General features: G+C 61.1%; 17 protein-coding genes. 6 read left to right on the top strand and 11 right to left on the bottom strand.

Going from position 1 to position 16,928, the window contains the following annotated elements; genetic code table 11:
- Positions 1–387: 387 nt before the first annotated feature.
- Positions 388–963, top strand: coding sequence for a DUF4079 family protein (locus SynA1562_RS03895; RefSeq protein ID WP_186495297.1), 576 nt, complete (start codon positions 388–390; stop codon positions 961–963).
- A 52-nt stretch (positions 964–1,015) separates the two neighbouring features.
- Here the strand turns inward: SynA1562_RS03895 and SynA1562_RS03890 are convergent, their stop codons facing one another.
- Positions 1,016–3,196: an ERV1/ALR-related protein gene (locus SynA1562_RS03890; protein ID WP_186494819.1), complete on the bottom strand. Its 2,181-nt coding sequence runs from the start codon at positions 3,194–3,196 to the stop codon at positions 1,016–1,018.
- Between the two features lie 295 nt (positions 3,197–3,491).
- Between SynA1562_RS03890 and SynA1562_RS03885 the strand changes: the two genes are divergently transcribed.
- Positions 3,492–4,292, top strand: coding sequence for a ZIP family metal transporter (locus SynA1562_RS03885; protein ID WP_186494818.1), 801 nt, complete (start codon positions 3,492–3,494; stop codon positions 4,290–4,292).
- A 64-nt stretch (positions 4,293–4,356) separates the two neighbouring features.
- On the opposite strand, the gene SynA1562_RS03880 is transcribed toward SynA1562_RS03885, so the two are convergent.
- Positions 4,357–4,911 (bottom strand): nucleoside triphosphate pyrophosphatase, encoded by a 555-nt coding sequence (locus tag SynA1562_RS03880; RefSeq protein ID WP_186494817.1) that lies wholly within the window; start codon positions 4,909–4,911, stop codon positions 4,357–4,359.
- On the opposite strand from SynA1562_RS03880, the gene SynA1562_RS03875 reads away from it, so the two are divergent.
- From SynA1562_RS03875 to SynA1562_RS03860, 4 genes are read left to right on the top strand one after another with little or no spacing between them, the layout of a single operon-like run.
- A complete protein-coding gene (locus SynA1562_RS03875; protein WP_186494816.1) occupies positions 4,910–5,353 on the top strand; it encodes an Npun_F0494 family protein in 444 nt (147 codons plus the stop codon). The two genes, SynA1562_RS03880 and SynA1562_RS03875, sit on opposite strands and share 2 nt — an antisense overlap.
- Before the next feature lie 23 nt (positions 5,354–5,376).
- A complete protein-coding gene (locus SynA1562_RS03870) occupies positions 5,377–6,846 on the top strand; it encodes a cobyric acid synthase (RefSeq protein WP_186495296.1) in 1,470 nt (489 codons plus the stop codon).
- Positions 6,843–7,082 (top strand): 2Fe-2S iron-sulfur cluster-binding protein, encoded by a 240-nt coding sequence (locus SynA1562_RS03865; protein ID WP_186494815.1) that lies wholly within the window; start codon positions 6,843–6,845, stop codon positions 7,080–7,082. Before SynA1562_RS03870 ends, SynA1562_RS03865 begins: the two co-directional genes overlap by 4 nt.
- Positions 7,079–8,305, top strand: coding sequence for a chloride channel protein (locus SynA1562_RS03860; RefSeq protein ID WP_186494814.1), 1,227 nt, complete (start codon positions 7,079–7,081; stop codon positions 8,303–8,305). The genes SynA1562_RS03865 and SynA1562_RS03860 overlap by 4 nt, the downstream gene beginning before the upstream one ends.
- On the opposite strand, the gene cbbX is transcribed toward SynA1562_RS03860, so the two are convergent.
- From cbbX to SynA1562_RS03815, 9 genes are all read right to left on the bottom strand, one after another.
- On the bottom strand, positions 8,259–9,164 hold the full coding sequence (gene cbbX, locus SynA1562_RS03855) for a CbbX protein (protein ID WP_186494813.1): 906 nt from the start codon (positions 9,162–9,164) through the stop codon (positions 8,259–8,261). The two genes, SynA1562_RS03860 and cbbX, sit on opposite strands and share 47 nt — an antisense overlap.
- The gene (locus SynA1562_RS03850) at positions 9,148–9,399 is read right to left on the bottom strand and encodes a 4a-hydroxytetrahydrobiopterin dehydratase (protein WP_186494812.1); all 252 of its coding nucleotides are present in this window, start codon (positions 9,397–9,399) and stop codon (positions 9,148–9,150) included. The genes cbbX and SynA1562_RS03850 overlap by 17 nt, the downstream gene beginning before the upstream one ends.
- 34 nt (positions 9,400–9,433) lie before the next feature.
- Positions 9,434–10,573, bottom strand: coding sequence for a CO2 hydration protein (locus SynA1562_RS03845; RefSeq protein WP_186494811.1), 1,140 nt, complete (start codon positions 10,571–10,573; stop codon positions 9,434–9,436).
- On the bottom strand, positions 10,570–12,060 hold the full coding sequence (locus SynA1562_RS03840) for an NADH-quinone oxidoreductase subunit M (protein ID WP_186494810.1): 1,491 nt from the start codon (positions 12,058–12,060) through the stop codon (positions 10,570–10,572). Before SynA1562_RS03840 ends, SynA1562_RS03845 begins: the two co-directional genes overlap by 4 nt.
- A 10-nt stretch (positions 12,061–12,070) precedes the next feature.
- The gene (locus SynA1562_RS03835; protein WP_186494809.1) at positions 12,071–13,915 is read right to left on the bottom strand and encodes an NAD(P)H-quinone oxidoreductase subunit F; all 1,845 of its coding nucleotides are present in this window, start codon (positions 13,913–13,915) and stop codon (positions 12,071–12,073) included.
- Positions 13,916–14,025: 110 nt separating this feature from the next.
- Positions 14,026–14,562, bottom strand: a complete 537-nt coding sequence (locus SynA1562_RS13130; RefSeq protein WP_304623192.1) for a BMC domain-containing protein — start codon at positions 14,560–14,562, stop codon at positions 14,026–14,028.
- Positions 14,563–14,615: 53 nt separating this feature from the next.
- Entirely contained in the window at positions 14,616–14,867 is a 252-nt protein-coding gene (locus SynA1562_RS03825) for a carboxysome peptide B (RefSeq protein ID WP_011363752.1), read from the bottom strand.
- Positions 14,867–15,178: a carboxysome peptide A gene (locus SynA1562_RS03820; RefSeq protein WP_006850911.1), complete on the bottom strand. Its 312-nt coding sequence runs from the start codon at positions 15,176–15,178 to the stop codon at positions 14,867–14,869. Before SynA1562_RS03820 ends, SynA1562_RS03825 begins: the two co-directional genes overlap by 1 nt.
- A gap of 2 nt (positions 15,179–15,180) precedes the next feature.
- Positions 15,181–16,926 carry a carboxysome shell carbonic anhydrase gene (locus tag SynA1562_RS03815; RefSeq protein ID WP_186494808.1) on the bottom strand — a complete coding sequence of 582 codons (1,746 nt, stop codon included), beginning with the start codon at positions 16,924–16,926 and terminating at the stop codon, positions 15,181–15,183.
- Positions 16,927–16,928: the final 2 nt, after the last annotated feature.

The following is a 16,928-nucleotide window of genomic DNA, read 5'->3' as shown; positions in this document are numbered from 1 at the left end:
TACAAAGACCAGGCAGCGAAACAACACCTATTTTTTTCATTTCAGGAGACGGCCAAAGCCTCGAAGCAATGGAGGAAGTTAATCCTGATTCAAGAAGGCTCACCAAGCCATTGCAACGCGGGTCTTGAGGTGTCGCATCCAATCAAGCTTGACGCCACCAACAATCAATTGCCCATCCCCAGAGCAAAGAGCCTGCGGTTATCACAGCAAGACTCGCAACATCCTCATCGAAACAAATGATGTGGATCCGATCGTCTTTAGGCATGGAATTTTCATTTGCTCGGATGACCAGAACAGCCACCTTCGGCTGATGCCGCATGGATCAGGCAGGCTGGGATCAGCGAGCCCGTTGCTTTGTCTGATCAGGTCCTCAGCCTCCACGCCTGGATGGGGCTGCTTCATCCGGTGCTGATGATCATGTTTGTCTACCCCGTTGTGGGCGCGACGATCCGGCTGGGAATTCTGGCGCGGGAAAAACGATTGAACATCAACCCGATCGCCGACACGGTGCCGGTGGAGCACGCGCAGCATGGGGCCTGGGTCACTGGCGGGGTGCTGGTGGCGGTGCTGATCGGCCTAGGCCACAGCCTCTGGAGCAGCCATCCCCTTGGTCTGATCGTCACCGGCAGCGCTGTGATGTTCAGCTTCGGACGCCTGCTGGCGACCCGGATGGTCTGGCAGCGCTTTCTCTGGGCTAGCGCCAGTGCAGCAGGCCTGCTTCTGCTGGGGCTACAACCGGCCGTGGAGCGATTCAGCGATGTTCCCTGGAACCCCCTGTTCTGGCAATCGCATTTCTGGATGGGCCTGTTGCTCACCAGCCTGTTGCTGAGCTCCACCGCGCTGCAGCCCTTGATTGGGCATTCCACGGGTGCCAGGCGCGTTCACATCAGCAGCAATCTGCTGGTGGCCTTGCTGCTTGCCATGCAAGCGATCTCTGGCACCAGAAACCTTGTATTGGGTTGATTTGTAAGCGAAGCAGTCAGCGCAAGCCTGAAAAAGCCGCTGCTCCAAAGCATCAGTCCTCTGTGAACTGACCGCTGCGGGCCAGGACCTCTTCAGCAGGACTGAAATGGGGTGGCTCCAACTGGAGATCAGGGTTGTAGCGGTAATTCTCATGAAGGAAGCGGGACTGAAGCACCGCATCCTCAACTGCACCGATCGCTCCAACCGCCTTGGTGCGAATGACCTCCTGCTGCTGCATGTCATCGGCATGCAGCGACACCTGCAGTTCATCGCGCAACACCGAGAGATGGGCTGCACTTTTCACAACGCCGTAAATGCGCTGAACCCGATCGCGTTGAATCAGGTCAATGCCGAGAGTGTGGGCACGCTCAAGTTCAGAATCCAGGCTGGGCCAATAGCGAGAGGTGTAGTACGCCCCGGAATCCTGGTGATACCAATCCTCACTACGCGCGATCGACGACGACACCGTGTTGTGCAGCTTCCAAAGGAAAAGACGCAGGGAGTTCCCATCGATCACCTTGTCGAGTTTGTCCTGCAAAGACACTTCGAGGTTTGAGCTTGCCTGATCGGATCCCAGCAGCAGGTACTCAATCGGATACATCGAAACCTCGCGGTTACGCACCACATAACGGTTGAGATGGAAACGACAGTATGGGCACGGGTACATCGTCGCCAAAGCAGAGAAGAAGGCCTTGAACACATCAACCGAAGCCCGTTGCTCTTCAGCAGGCTGGGCTGCAATCAGTTCCGCACTGGTGTGCATGAAGCGCCAAGTGGCCGGACCGATGTAATAAGGAAAGCTCACCCGCATCTCGCTGGCTTCAACGTCGTGACGCCCGACATGCAGATCGAGAAACGCGACGTACTGACATAAAAAACCGGACTCACGGCCAAACTCCTCCCGCTCACGTCGTTTCTGAACACCATTGAGGTAATGACGTGTGAGCTCCCAAGCGCGTTTGAGTTCTTTCTTGACTGTCAAGGGACGGGACTGGAATACCTCTTCAGTCGCGTGGCCGTAAAGATCAAATTCGCCTGCAGCATGACGTTCCGCGAACCAGCTGTTGAGATCGTCATCGTCAGCATCATCCCAAGCGGAAATGTCCTTCGGACTCAGAACTGAGCTGGCGCGGAGCAGCAACGGCATGAACTCGTCGTACCAGTACGCCGTCGGCATGATTGAACCGGCATAACGCTCGTCGTCGGCGTCAACGATCACCCGCTGCCAAGTGTCGTGATAGGGACGGGACGTGGCCGGTTTGTCGTGGTCAAGTGCTGCGGTGACCTCCCGATGATCATCAAGTTGGCGCAAGCGGTTCAGCTCATGGCTCTGCAGATCCTCATGGGTGACCTGATCTGGATGATGACCATGCAGTGCCGCCGTTAAGAGCACCTCAATCACCACAACCACGATCTGATGGTGGTGATCCAGTTCCTGCAATTCCTCCTCAAGCCTGCCCTCCGCCTCAAGCATCGCCTCGGTGTGAGGAATGGAGTCCCAGTTCGCCATGCGGTCCCGCAAGGCAACCTCCGCCCTGTTCACTGACGTCCGCAGGCTTTCAAAGGGCTCTTCTGCACCGTCCTCCACAATTCCGAGTGCGAGGTAGAGGTCAACGGCCGCATTCACGAAGCGAACGAAATCAGAGATCGTGTACGGCAGGTCGTAAGCCCGAAGATGAGTTTCGGAATTGGCGGAATAACTCTCACGAAAGCTGCGGTAGGCCGCTCCTTGCATCAGGCGAAACCATCCGATCTGCATCTGCAGCGGAGAAGTTCCCTTGAGAATGTGGGACTTGTGCTTGGCAGTGCCGTTGCCATGAGACGCCGCCTTCTTCGTTGCAGCGTGAGCGTCCACCGACCGATGCGCTCCGACAAAGGCCCTTGGATGGGACTCGAACTGCTCCGGCAGGTAGTCGAGCAGGTGCTGAAGATCAAAAGATTCCGAACCATCCCGCGCGATTTCGATCGCGATGGCATCCGACGTCTGGGTGGAGACCTCGAACAGTTGGATCAGCCTCTTCAGCGCATTCAACTCAACCAAACCGTCGCCGTCCTGATCCAGAAGCGCAAAAGCCTCCCTTGCCTTAAGAGCAACATCGCCAAGCTGCAGGGCCAGCAGCAAGCGCCAATCCCGCAAACTCATCGCACCTTCTCGCAGCCGATGGGTGTCGAGAATGCCCTTGAGGTTCTCAAGCGTTAGTTCAGCACCACTCACACGCGCACGGTCAACCATTTGTGCCGCTGTGATCTCACTGGGCTTCAGACCATCGAACAAACAATCAAAGGTTTGAGGCGTGAAGCCGGCCACTCGACGCAATCGCAATTCAATTTGAAGGTAACCAGATCAGCCCCAATTGGCTCCTGAGGCGTCAAGCCACCCAGTTCAAGGCCGTCGGTCACCCGCACAGCCCAGGGACCAAGGCAGCTAATTCCAATCTTCAACCCTGGATCGCTTTCACCTCTGCATCGTTTGGCTAGCAATGTGGGGTCGGCTCGAGCAGACGCGTTGTTGATTCAGGGGATTGGTCTTGTTTTCAGCCGATATCACGACCAGTGCTGGAGGCACACTTTTCGACGCGATGTTCTGGGCCTTTGCGGCCATGGTTCCAGTTCTCATCTCAGCCTGGGTGGGGTTGGCACTGATGCCAAGCCGGAGAGTGAGTGCTTTTTTCCTGGCCCTAAGCGCCGGGATGCTGATTGCGCTGCTCTCGTATGACCTTGTTGAAGAAGCCTTCCGGGTCGGAGGAATTTGGGTTGCACTTTGCGGCTTCATGGGGGGGTTGTTCAGCTACATCGTTGCGAACCAGATCGTTACGAAGATCGGGGTAAAAAGGAGGTGCTCAGCCAATTGCGGCGGCATCGGCCATCTCACTCCTGATCAGCAGGAGGAGCGCAACGTCTCCATGGCCCTGGTCATCGGTGCTGCTCTGGATGGGATTCCCGAATCGATGAGTATCGGCATCTCTTTTCTGGAAAATCCGCTGGTCAGCGCATCTGTGATCCTGGCCGTTGCGGTGGCGAACATCCCTGAAGGCCTCGCCAGCGGTGCAGGGCTGAAACGCAGTGGCGTTTCACGGCTGAGGATTCTTTCGGTGTGGCTCGGTGTCGTGGTTGTGTGTGTGTTGTCTTCAGGGCTTGCTTTTGTGGCGATGAAAGATGCGCCGAATGCCATCAAAGGTTTCATCACAGCTTTTGCAGGCGGTGGAGTCATGGCGATGACCTTTCAGGCCGTCATTCCAGAGGCTTATGAGGAGATTCAGGATTGGCTGAGCGTGATCGGAGGCATTGGTTTCGCGGTCGCATTCCTCGTCTCACATCTTTTCCACTAGAGATCGGTGTGCACCAGATGGAGAAATTCACGATCCACCTGATGCGTTTTGCGCCCCACAGTTGTCACAAAACGGTTCGGAGCCAAGGGAGGCTGAGTCCGATGACGTTGGAATAACAACCATCCAAGCCATCAATGCAAAGGCCGCCGCGGCCCTCGAGGGCAAAACCACCGGCACATTGCAGCGGTTCTCCGCTGGCCACATAGGCCTCGATTTCGTCCTGACTCAGCGGCGCAAAACGCACCAACGTCTCCACACAAGCCAACACCTCAGGTTGTCCGAGTCGGATCAGGCAATGACCCGTCAGCAAAGATCCACAGCCACCAGCCATCCGCTGCCAACGCTCGATCGCTTCTGCTGGCCCCGAGGGCTTGCCGAACACCTGTCCTTCAAAACTGAGCACGGAATCACAGCCCAGCACAGCCGTGATCTCGGCATCGCTCAAAGGATCAAGCCGTTGAGCAACAGCCTGGGCCTTGGCCTGAGCCAACAATTTCACCAGCTCTGCTGGCTCTGCATGCTGGATCTGGTCCTCATCTACACCGCTGACGCGCACCTGATGCGGGATTCCCGCTTGCTCCAGCAAGCGGCGACGCGCCGGCGAGGCAGAAGCAAGCATGAGCACGGGAACACACCGCAGAACAACGCTCCGTAGGCTGCCAGGGCCGGGAGGCTTCGCCATCGCTCAACCCACCGACCTGCTGGATCGACGCAGCCGTGACCGGGCTTGCCGGGCCATGGGATGCCTTCCCTTCTCTGAAGCCCTTTACAAGGATCTTCAACAGCAGGGCCTGGATGCCGGTGACCTCTGGAGCGAACCCAGTCGCTACGGCCGCAAGACGCGCTGGTTCCGCAACAGCGAAGCCCTCGAGGACGATCTCCGTTGGCTGATCAGCGTGGGCGTGCTGCGCCGTGAAGTGGATGGACAGGGGCTGACCAGCCGCTTCAGGCTCACCCCCCTGGGTCGCCAACTCCTCGATGACGACCCTGGCCTCCTGCAGCGTTCGATTCCAGTGCTGGATCGGCTGCGTCACAGCCTGCGTCGGCACTGGCCGCTGTGACCGGCGCCTCGCCTCGCCCCCTGATGGTGCTGGGCACCTCCAGCGGTGCCGGAAAATCGCTGATGACGGCGGCACTATGCCGGGTGCTCCAACGCCGCGGCGAACAGGCTCTGCCCTTCAAGGGCCAGAACATGAGCAATAACGCCTGGGTTGATGCTGATGGTGGCGAGATGGCCTACTCCCAGGCCATGCAGGCCTGGGCAGCGGGTCTTGAGCCCTGCTGCTCCATGAATCCCGTGCTGCTGAAACCCCGGGGAGACAGCACCAGTGAGGTGATCCATGGGGGCCAGAGCGTGGGAATCGCCCGCGCCGAGCACTACTACCGCGACTGGTTCCGCCCGGGGTGGAAGGCAATCCGCACGGGACTGATGCAGCTCCAGCAGCAATGGCCCCAAGGTCGGCTGGTGCTGGAGGGGGCGGGAAGCCCGGTGGAAGTGAACCTGCAGCGGCGCGACCTCACCAACCTGCGCCTGGCCCAGTACCTGCGGGCCAACTGCCTGTTGGTGGCCGACATTGAGCGCGGCGGCGTCTTTGCCCAGATCGTCGGGACACTCTCCCTTCTACGACCGGTGGAACGTCCGCTGATCAAGGGCATCCTGATCAACCGCTTCCGCGGCCGGCGGGAGCTGTTTGATGAGGGTCGCCGCTGGCTGGAGGCCAACACCGGGGTACCGGTGCTGGGGGTGATGCCCTGGCTCAACGAGCTGTTTCCACCAGAAGATTCTCTCGATCTACTGGAACGCAAACCCACCCGGGGAGCCACCGATCTGGAGATCGCTGTGCTGCGGTTGCCCTCCTTGAGCAACTTTTCCGATCTCGATCCACTCGAAGCCGAGGCCAGCCTGCGGCTGCGCTGGATTCAACCCGGGCAACCCCTGGGCGAGCCGGATGCCGTAATTCTTCCGGGAAGCAAACAGACGCTGCGGGATCTGGAGGCGTTGAACAGCTCTGGACTGGCCGATCAACTCAGGGCCTACGCCCAAACAGGGGGATCCGTTCTGGGCATCTGCGGCGGAATGCAGATGCTGGGCAGAAGCCTGAGCGATCCGGAGGGGCTGGAGGGCACGGATCAGAAGGCCCCCCAGAACGGCTTGGGACTCCTGCCCTTGGAGACCACCTTCAGCGGAACCAAATGTCTGAGCCAGCGCAGCATCAATGGCCTCTGGCCCATGGAGACGCCGCTGAGCGGATTTGAACTGCACTACGGAACCACCACCTCGGATCCCGGTCTTCAGCCCCTGAGCAGTGACCCTGGTTTGGGATGGTGGGCTCCAGGCCCGAAGGGCTCGAGCGTGGTGGGCACCTACCTGCACGGTTTGCTCGACAACGGCCCCTGGCGGCGGGCCTGGCTCAACAGGCTTCGCGAGCAACGGGGTCTGCAACCCTTGGCCAACGATCCCAAGAACCACAGCGCCCACCGTGATCTGTTGCTCGATCGCCTGGCCGACGCCTTCGAGCAACATGTGAACCTTGCTCCATTGCTCCAGCCATGACCTCGATTCCTGTGCGCTGGCCCGATGGGCGCATCACCCACGAAACCATTGGCCAGGACTGGTTGGTGGCCGCCAGTGGAGCGGGCATCAGCATTCCCACCGGTTGCCTGGGGGGCAGCTGCGGGTCCTGCGAGATCGACGTGAACGGCAAGACGGTGCGTGCCTGCATCAGCACCATTCCGGCGTCGAAATCAGCGAAACTGAGCGTTGAATTCGCCACCGACCCTCACTGGTGACTCGCCTTCGCCTCAGCCTGATGGCCCTGCTCACCGGTGCTTTAAGTGGGGCCGGTATTGCTGTGGTGATGGGTTGGATCGACGGCTTGAGCCAGCTGCTCTGGGGAGATCCGGTGCTCGAGGGCTTGGCTCGTGGCCTTCCCCTGGGCTGGTCGCTGTTGATCTGCGGCGGCAGCGGCTTGATTCTTTCTCTGCTGCATCGCCCCGGCCCCCACACCTTGTTGCCTGAGCTGCGGGACACCCTGAGTGATCTGCGTGATCCCGACCACGCTCAGAAACGCGATGAAGCTCGCGGCCTTCTCGGCGCAGCACTGGCCCAGATCGGGGGAGGATGCATCGGGCCTGAGGCCCTGATGAGCCGCATAGCCGCCCTCATCAGCCAAAGAATTTGGCGTGGTCGTGACCAGAAGCTGCAGGAGGCAACGGTGGCAGGGAGCCTCGCCTTGTTCGGAGCTCCACTGCTGGGGGGTGCTGTTGTTGGCGAAGCCTCTCACCCAAAAAACCGGAGGCAGACCTTCCTCGACCGCTGGTTTCCCGGCAGCCTCGGCGGTGTGGCCGGGTTTGCCGCCTTCCACGGCATCGGTGCTGCCAGCGGGGGATCGCTGCAACGACTTCCCTACATCTGGCCCAGCAACCTGGGGGAAGATCTCGGCACCCTCAGCGCAGGTTTGTTGGGGGGAGTGGTCGGTTGTGGCCTGGGTTGGCTGTTGCTGCAATGGCAAGGCTGGCTGGAGCAGCGCCAACTCCTGGCCCGATGGCCCTGGTGGCCGCTGCTGACTGGCCTGCTTTTGGGAGCCTGCATGCACTGGTTGCCGTTGGTTCCCTTCGCTAGGGAAGACCAGCTGAGGCCCCTGCTGGAAGGCCAGAACTCAACTGAGGCCTGGCTGCTGCTTCTCTCGGCGATCGTGAAACTGCTGATGCTCGGCCTTTGCCTGGAAACCGGCTGGCGCGGAGGGGTGTTCTTCCCCTTGTTCCTGGTGGCCTGCGCACTTGGAATGGGACTTCACCTGCTGCTGCCGGATCTCGGAAGCCTGGGCAGTTGGTGCGGCGCCCTCACGGGTGCGTTGTACCGCTTCGTGCTGCCTGCTCCCTTGGCGGTTCTCGTGCTCGGGATTGCCCTCCTGCAGGGCCATGGCACAGCCGGCCTGCTGGTGGGCCTCGCCATGGCGCAGCTGATCAGGGGCCGTGCTGTTCTGGATGGTGGCCCTCCACTTCGCCCTTGAACACACGGCTGGCCCGGATATCGGCCTCCTCAATCGTGGTGAGATCCTGCTTGGTGAGGGCTTCACCCATCCGCGAAAACAACCGGTTTGCCTGGCGCAGACGGGCCCGGTCCAGGGCATTACGAACCGAGCGCGCATTGGCGAAGAAAGGCAGCTGACGCCGGCGTGAGACGTAGTCGGAGAAAGCCGCCTCAGCCTCGGCACTGAACTGGTAGTGCTGGGCCTCGAGGAGCAGGCCTGCAATCGCCATCAACTCGTCGTCGCTGTAATCGGGGAAATCGAGATGGTGCGCCACTCTTGAGGACAAGCCTGGATTGGAGCTGTAGAAGGTCTCCATCCGATCTCTGTAGCCCGCAAAGATCACCACAACGTCGCTGTGCCGGCTCTCCATCTCCTGCAGGAGAATCTCAATCGCTTCGGCGCCGTAATCGCGTTCGTTGTCTGGCTTGTAGAGGTAATAGGCCTCATCGATGAACAGCACGCCACCCTGGGCGCGCTTGAGCATTTCCTTTGTTTTTGGGGCGGTGTGACCCACGTACTGACCCACAAGATCGTCGCGGGTGGCCGTCACCACGTGGCCTTTTCGGAGGTAACCCAGGCGATGCAGGATTTGAGACATCCGCTGCGCCACGGTGGTCTTGCCGGTGCCGGGATGGCCGGTGAACGACATGTGCAAACTGGGCGCCGTGCTGGGCAACTCCAGTTGCTGCCGCGCCTGATCCACCAGCAGCAGCGCAGCAATCTCTCGGATCCGCGTCTTCACCGGCGCAAGGCCGATCAGTTCACGGTCCAGTTGGTCCAATACCTCAGCCACACCTGATTCGGCGTAGGCCGAAGCCAAATCAACTGAGGAGGGCATCGATCTCTGCGGCAAAGGCCCGATCCGCTTCGCTCAACTGAGCCTCGGCGCCGTCATCTTCCGGCCGGATCGTGATGTTCACGTAGGTGCGCCCAAAGCTTATGTCTGGAAAGCGCTGGGTCGCCTCGCTGTGCTCGCCGAGCTTGTCGAGAAAATCCCTGGTGGCGTCGTAGCTCTCAAACTCGAAACGACACTCGAGGCATACGGGTCGTTTCCGCTCCTGCCACTGATTCATCAGAGCCCCCGTTCAGCCTGAACCTGCTGGAAACCTAGAGGAGCGCCACCCGCTGACAGCCCATCAAGCGCCCAGACCAGGCCTCGGCATAGGCCCGATTGGCGGCCTTCTGCTCAGGGTCATCGGTGTCCAGCGGATGCGGCATCGTGCCGGCGATGGCGGCATTGGTGACGCAGAACATCGACTTCTGGAAGCTGACGCAGATCTGCACGTGCACATCCGTCTGCCCACGACCGTTGTCTTCATACCAGAGACTCAGTTCCTCGGGCAGGTGGCGGTACATGTCCTGCATGCAGAGGCTGGGGGGAATGCCCGCACCCATGCTGGGAATTGGATCGGCGTATAGGGCGCCGTACTTGAAATCACTGATGTCCGGCGAGATCTGGCGGGCTTGGGCGTTGTAGGACACCGTTCCGAGGAAGGGCATGCCGCGGAAGAACACGGCTTCCACGTAGGGCACCGCCACATCCACGAGGAAGGTGAGACCCGCCTCGGGGGGGAGGACCCAGATCTCTTCGCCACCAATCGTCACCTTGTATTCAATCGGGCTTCCAGCCGCCGCCACCAAGCCATCACGGATGTGATGCACCACATCGTTGACGCAGGTGACTTCTTTAATCGCATAACGGCGGGCCAGGTCGACAAAGATGTCGCTCATCACCCGCCAGAACAGACCGAGGCAGTAGATCGTGGTGAGCGAACGGATGGCCTCCGGGGCGAAGTCTGGATAGAGGCGGTTGTTCAGGGCCAGCAGGGGGTCGCGCGCCGACTTGCGCTTGATGATCCGCTGGCAAGCCTCGGCGAATTCAGGCGTATCGAGGTAGGCATCCAGCCCGCCGGTGCCATGCCAGAACATCGCCTTCTGGCAGTACTCGGCGTACTCGAAGTTGATCCGATCCCCCATCAGATGGGTCCAGAGGCGCTTGAGGTTGAACCCCTCGTGGAAAAAGCGGAACACCGGGAAGGGATTGAGCATCTGCTGCTCGCCCTGATCCACCAGGTTCTTGCTGTAGGCATCGAGAACCAGGCCATAGCTCTCGAGCACGTTCACCACCTGCAGCAGATGGTCGGGGGTGTCCTTGAGCAGCGGCGTGTCGCTGAGCAAACGACGGATCAACTCCTCCTGATCGGGAAGCACCGGAGGTTGAACGGGGGATGCGGTTGTCGGGGTCATGACAGATCTCCAGTGATCAGGCTGAGGCCCGTGGTGGCCGCCTCACTGAGGTTCGAGAGCAGCTCCGGCGCAAGGCCAAGCACCAGCACACCGAGGCTGAGGGCGATGGCCGGAACTTGCTCCCGCAGCGCTACGCGATTGAGGATATGGGGATTCACCACCTCGCCGGGGGCGATCGCCAGGCGACCGAAGAAGGCGCGGTTCACCAACAGCAGGAAATACACCGCCGTCAGTCCCGATCCCACCATGGAAAGCAGCGTGGCCAGGGGGAAGGGCTGAAGGCTGCCGCGGAAAATCAGGAATTCGGAGATGAAGCCGGCCATGCCGGGAATTCCGGCACTGGCCATCACCCCGATGATCATCAGAGAGCCGGTGAGCGGCAGGCCGCGCTGGGGGTTGAGCAGGCCACGCAACACGTTGAGGTCGCGGGTGCCGGTCTTGGCGTAAACGACACCCACCACAAGGAACAGCACCCCGGAGATCAGGCCGTGGCTCACCATCTGGAACAAGGCTCCCATCAACCCGAGCGGCGTGGCGGCGGCGGCGGCCAGCAGCACGTAGCCCATGTGGCCCACCGAGCTGTAGGCCACCATGCGCTTCATGTCGGTCTGGGCAATCGCCGCAAGGGATCCGTAAAGGACCGAGATCGCAGCCCAGCCGGCCAGCCAGGGAGCAGCCACCTGCCAGGCGTCGGGGAACAAACCAAGGCAGAAACGCAGCAGGCCGTAGGTGCCCAGCTTGAGCAGCACACCTGCCAGAAGAACCGACACCGGTGTGGAGGCCTCGGTATGGGCATCCGGCAGCCAGGTGTGGAAGGGGAAGAGGGGGATCTTGATGCCGAAACCGATCAACAGAGCACCCATCAGCAGCAGCTGGGCGGTCATGCCCAGTTCACCGGCAAGGATCGGCCGCAGGCTGAAGTCCATGGTTCCGGTGACCAGGGCAATGCCAAGGAAGGCACCCAGGATCAGCACGCCTGAGACGGCGGTGACGATCAGAAACTTCGTGGCTGCGTAGGCCCGGTTGGCACCACCCCACACAGCGATCAGCATCCAGAGGGGGATGAGTTCCAGTTCGTAGAACAGGAAGAAGAGCAGCAGGTTCTGGGCCAGGAAGGCACCATTCACCGCTCCGGAAATCACCAGCAACAGGGCGAAGTAGACACGGGGGCGGTTTTCGATCGTGCGCGACGCTATGGCCGCCACCAGGCAGAGAACCCCGTTCATCAACACCAGCGGCAACGACAGGCCATCCAGCGCCAAGGCGTAATCCAGGCCGATGGCATGCACCCAGCGGGCCTGTTCCACCAACTGCAAACCTGCATCGGCGGCATCGAAAGGCAGCAGCAGGGCAAAGCTCGCCAGGCACTGCACCACCAGCAGCACGATGGACACATCGCGCAGGCGTGCACTCGACGGGGATCCTGGCCAGAGGATCAAAGCCAGAGCCCCGAGGAAGGGAATCAGAAGCAGGAGGGAAAGAAGCATCTCGGGGCGATCAGGTGAGGAACCAGCTCACCGCGGTGAGGAAAAGAACAATGGCTAGAAGCACCGTCAGCACGTACGACTGGCTCTGGCCGCTGACGCTGAGCTTGAGGCTGTCGGCACTAGCCAGGGAGAAGCGCGCCACCCCATTGAGAAGACCATCCACCACGTTGCGGTCGAACCAGGAGGCCAGGCGAGAGAAACCAGCCACCACGTTGACGATGGTGAGGCGATAGAAGCGCTCGGTGTAAAAGTCGTAAGACAGCAGGTCCTGCCACCAGCGCAGCACAGGGTTCAGGGAGCGGGACCAGGCCTTGCTCAGGGGGAGAACGGCGCCAGCCAGCAGGCCCAGAAGGCCACTTCCCACCACCAGAGCAGCTGCCCAGAGGGGGAAGGCCAACAAACCATCGAGCGACTCAAGCCGCACCAGCAGCAGCGGCGTGATCAGCACAATCACGGTGAGCGCCACCATCGGAAACGCCATCTGCCAGTTCACCTCGGCAGCCCTGCGGGACTTGATCAGGGAATTCCCCATGAACACATGGCGGAACACCCTCACCAGACCCATGGCGGTGAGTGCGTTGGTGAGAAGGAAGACCGCCATGAACGGCACCGAGCGCACGCTCAGCAGTTCAATCGACTGGGCCAGGGCCAGGAAGCCACCCAGGGGCAGGAAGCCCACGAGACCTGCACCACCCACAAGAAACGCAGTGGTGGTGGCCGGCATGCGGCTCCCCAATCCCCCCAGCTCGGTGATGTCCTGACAGTTGGTGGAGGCAATCACACCGCCAATGCTCATCGACAGCAGCGCCTTGGACACGGCATGGGTGAACAGCAGCAACAAGGCCAGAACGGGGATCTGCAGCGCAATGGCGATGAAGACAAGGCCCATGTGGGCCGTTGTGGAATACGACAGCGTGCGTTTGATGTCCACCTGAGCCAGGGCCACCAAGGAGCCACCGATCGCACTAATGCTGCCGATCACGAGCATTACGCCGATGGCGATGGGCGAGAGCTGAAGGATGGGCATCACCTTCAGCAGCACGATGGCGCCGCAGGTCACCACCACCGAGTTCCGCAAAATCGAAGCGGGGTTGGGGCCCTCCATGGCTTCGTCCAGCCAGAGGTGCATGGGGAACTGGGCGCACTTGCCCGTTGGGCCAGCGACCAGGCCCAAGCCCAAAAGCGTCGCCGCCAAGGGAGAGAGAGTGTCTTGCGCAGCCCAGGCATAAAGGTCGTTAAATCCCATCACGCCTGAGTAGCTGCAGAGCGCCACCACACCCATCAGCAGCAGCACATCACCAACGCGCTTGGTGAGGAAGGCATCCCGGGCTGCTGTGACCACCAGGGGTTGGGCATACCAGAAACCCACCAATAAATAGGTGGAGAGCGTCAGCATCTCCAGCAGGAAATAGCTCTGGAACAGGGAGTCGCTGAGCACGACACCACTCATCGCACCCTCGAAAAAACCGAGCAGGGCAAAGAAGCGGGCCAACGCCCATTCCTTGTCCATGTAGCCCAGGGAATACACCTGGGACAGCAAGCTGAGGCCCGTGATCAGTTCCAGGGCCACCAGATTGGTGAGCGACAGGCTGAAGCTGATGTTCAGCTCCAGATCAGCCACGCTGAGCCAGGGGAAGGCCAAATCCACCGGCCCTGATTGATACACCTCCTGCAGGATCAGGCTTCCATGGGCGAAGGCCAGCAGGGTGAGCAGGATGTTGAGGTAGGCCGCCGGTCGATGGGCGTCTCTGCGGAACCAACCACAGGCCCAGGGCAGGGAAACCAGCATCCCGATGAACCCATAGAGCGGGATCAACCAGGCGGTCTGGATGGGAAGCGAAAGCTCCGGGGTCAAAACGGCGAGCGGGATGGTGATCGAGCTGGTCGCTGGATGACCGGCGAATCTAGGAGCCGATCAAGAGCAAAAGGGCTCTTTATGAACGGCTGTGAGGAGTCTTTTGTGCGTCAGCTGCGGCGAGCTGCACCACTGCCGGCCAACACCGGCTCCACCTCTTTATGAGGTCGGGCAATGATGTGAGCAGCCACGAGGCCGTCACCCACGCGCTCGCAAGCATCGGCACCGGCACGAACAGCTGCATTCACCGCACCGGTTTCGCCACGCACCATCACCGTGACGTAGCCACCACCCACATACTCTCGGCAGATCAGGCTCACTTCAGCAGCCTTGGTCATCGCATCGGCTGCCTCAATGGCAGGAACCATGCCACGGGTTTCGATCATGCCCAGCGCCACACCGGGAACGACGGGGGAAGGGGTGGCAGCGGGCTTGGTCACGGCTGATCCGCCGCCGGATCCGGTATTGGAAGCGCTGCTGCGACGCGTTGTGGTGGAGGCACGACGGGTGGTGGGAGCAGGAGCAGCCTTGGCGGGAGTCGAAGCGGCGGCAGGGGTGCTGGCCACAGGCTTCACATCCACGGTCTTGTTCGCCGCGGCGGTGCTGCGGGTGGTGCGACGACGGGGGGTGGGGGAAGGAGTGGCCATGTATTGGAAGGTGTGGAAGCGGAACGGAAACGGCGGAGGGAGATGAAGGATCCCTATCCGTCCGGATTCCAGAAATCGATGATGCCACCGATGGTGAGATCGGTGAGAACGGTGTTGTCAGGGCAGGCATGCCGGGCAGCCGAACCGCTGGCGGTGAAAACCCAGTTGCCCTCGCGGGCACCCACGGGGTCAACGGCCACCAGCTTCTTGCCCTTGTTGTTCTTGAGAATGCGCAGGTGCATGTGATCCAGACCGGCAACCCGGTAGGAGCAGACCAGCGTTCCCATCACCTGCATGATCTCCATCAGCTGGCCTTGCCTCCCGCGGGTTTACTGGGGCTGGGGGATGGGGAGGGAGCGGAGGTCTTCGGGGGGTCGGGTTCCCAGTGGTCAATGATCCCCACGATGGTGAGGTCACTGGGATACGACTTGCTGCCGGCGGCTTCACGGGCGGCCGAGCTGCTGACGCAGATCACCCAGTCACCAGGTTTCGCACCCACCGCATCGACGGCCACCTTCTTGGTGCTGCCATCCAGAACCACCTGGAGGTGCTTGTGCTCGAAATCGGGGATCCGGTTGGTGGAAACGAGCGGCTTGACGACCTTGACGATGAGCATGATCAGTGAGCCTCCGGAAGTTGCGGGTCGAGCGTGGAACCGACGACCTCGGCCGGAGCCGTCTGGTTGCGGTCGCGAATGGTGAGACAAGTGTGGAGCAGGCCCTCATCAACGAGAGCTGCGTAGCGATCGGCGATGGCACGGTTCACCCGTTGGCAATCGGCGATGGCCCGTTCCCGAGCACCGGGCACGCGGCCGGAATAGTCGAAACGCACCACAACCGGAATGGGCAGATCCCGGGACACATTCAGACCCTTGAAAATTTTCACGCCCACATCGAGATCAGGGGCGCCCTCCTCGACGGTGTCGAGGTGGGCGAAATAGGTGAGGTTGCGCAGATGCACCTCTTTAAAGCCAATGCCAACGCCAATGAAACGCTCTGCATGGCCGGCATCGGGGTAGGTACCCCCGTGCAGATCCTGCACGTAATCGATCTGGGAGAAGTTATTGGCGAGCAACCGGGTCAGGAACGACACCATCCCGGCATCCATGGGGCCAGGAGCCGAGCTCTCAACGGCTTCAGCAATCTGTGCCATGGCTTGATCGGCACTCATCGATGCCGTGGCGGCATGCAGTTCCCTGGCGCAGAGCCAACGGTCGAGCACCATTTCGCTGTCACGGCTTGGGGGGTGCACCCGGATCGCATCGGTATCTGTATCGAGACCGATCAGGAGCAGATCAACGGAGGCACCGCAGCAGAAGCTGTTTTCCACCGACTCACGGAAGTCGAGCAAGCGTTGATGACCCGCCGCTGCCGCCAGTTCGTCATTGCTGCCATGGGCCGCGCAGCCCTGATGGGAGGGATCGAGGGAACTGAAGTGGTAGGTCACCGCCTTCAGGTAACGGGTCGGTTCCGTGGAGGGGTTGGGTGAACCTTCGCGGTAGCGACGATGCTCGGTTTTGACCCAACGGTTCACCGTGTTCTCCACGTCGAACATGGCGCCAGCGTGGGAACGGCGACGCACAGCGCTGAAGGGAATGCGCAGGGCATAGGCCACGGTGTGGGCCAACCGACCATCGGCACAGGGCGTCAGGTCAAGCAGATGGATACCGCAGTCGAGCAAGAACTGTTCGAACTCCCGGGAAGCAGCACTGCCCGTTCCGGCATCCAGGGGGTCGTCCTGGAAGAAGCGGTCACTGAACAGACGGTGGCTTTCGAACACGCACCAGGCGAACAGGGCGCGCATGTCGAGGGGCCGAACCCAGGCCCGCTGCAAGATGTGATCCGGCAGATCAAAGCCGAGTTCGGCCCGGCACAACCGCTGGGCCTGGGGAATGAAATCGGTTTCGTGCTGAAGCGCTGAAACCTGCTGGAGCAGGGGAACGATCCGATCAAAGCGGCCCTTGATCTCCTGCTCGTAGGCCTGAAGCCGTGCATTCGCCGCTGCATCTGTCAACGGATGGCGCCGATGGGTGATCGGCAGAGAGCTTCGGCTCAGGTTGAAAGGAACGGCCCGGGTGACTGCCTTCTCACGGCGGACCCAGTTCGGCTGAGAGGGAGCGGGGCGCTGAACGTCCTTGCTTGAGCGAATCCGACCACCACCAACCGAGCCGCCACCGAGTTGAGCGGCCTTACCCGCGGTGGTGAGGGCACGGCGGCGATCCAGAGCGGCCTTGCGGGTGGAGGACTCGACTTCAGAGGTGGTCTGAAGGGAATCAGAGCTTGGAGCCAGCTGTTGAAGCTGGCGACGGGTGGGTGCCGAGGGGGCCTGAGGTCGCCCGCCACGGAGAGGCTTGGAGCGAACCATCA

Origin of the sequence: Synechococcus sp. A15-62 (assembly GCF_014280075.1) — a bacterium.
Classification (GTDB): Bacteria; Cyanobacteriota; Cyanobacteriia; order PCC-6307; family Cyanobiaceae; genus Parasynechococcus.
This window is presented reverse-complemented; position numbering and strand designations above follow the sequence as displayed.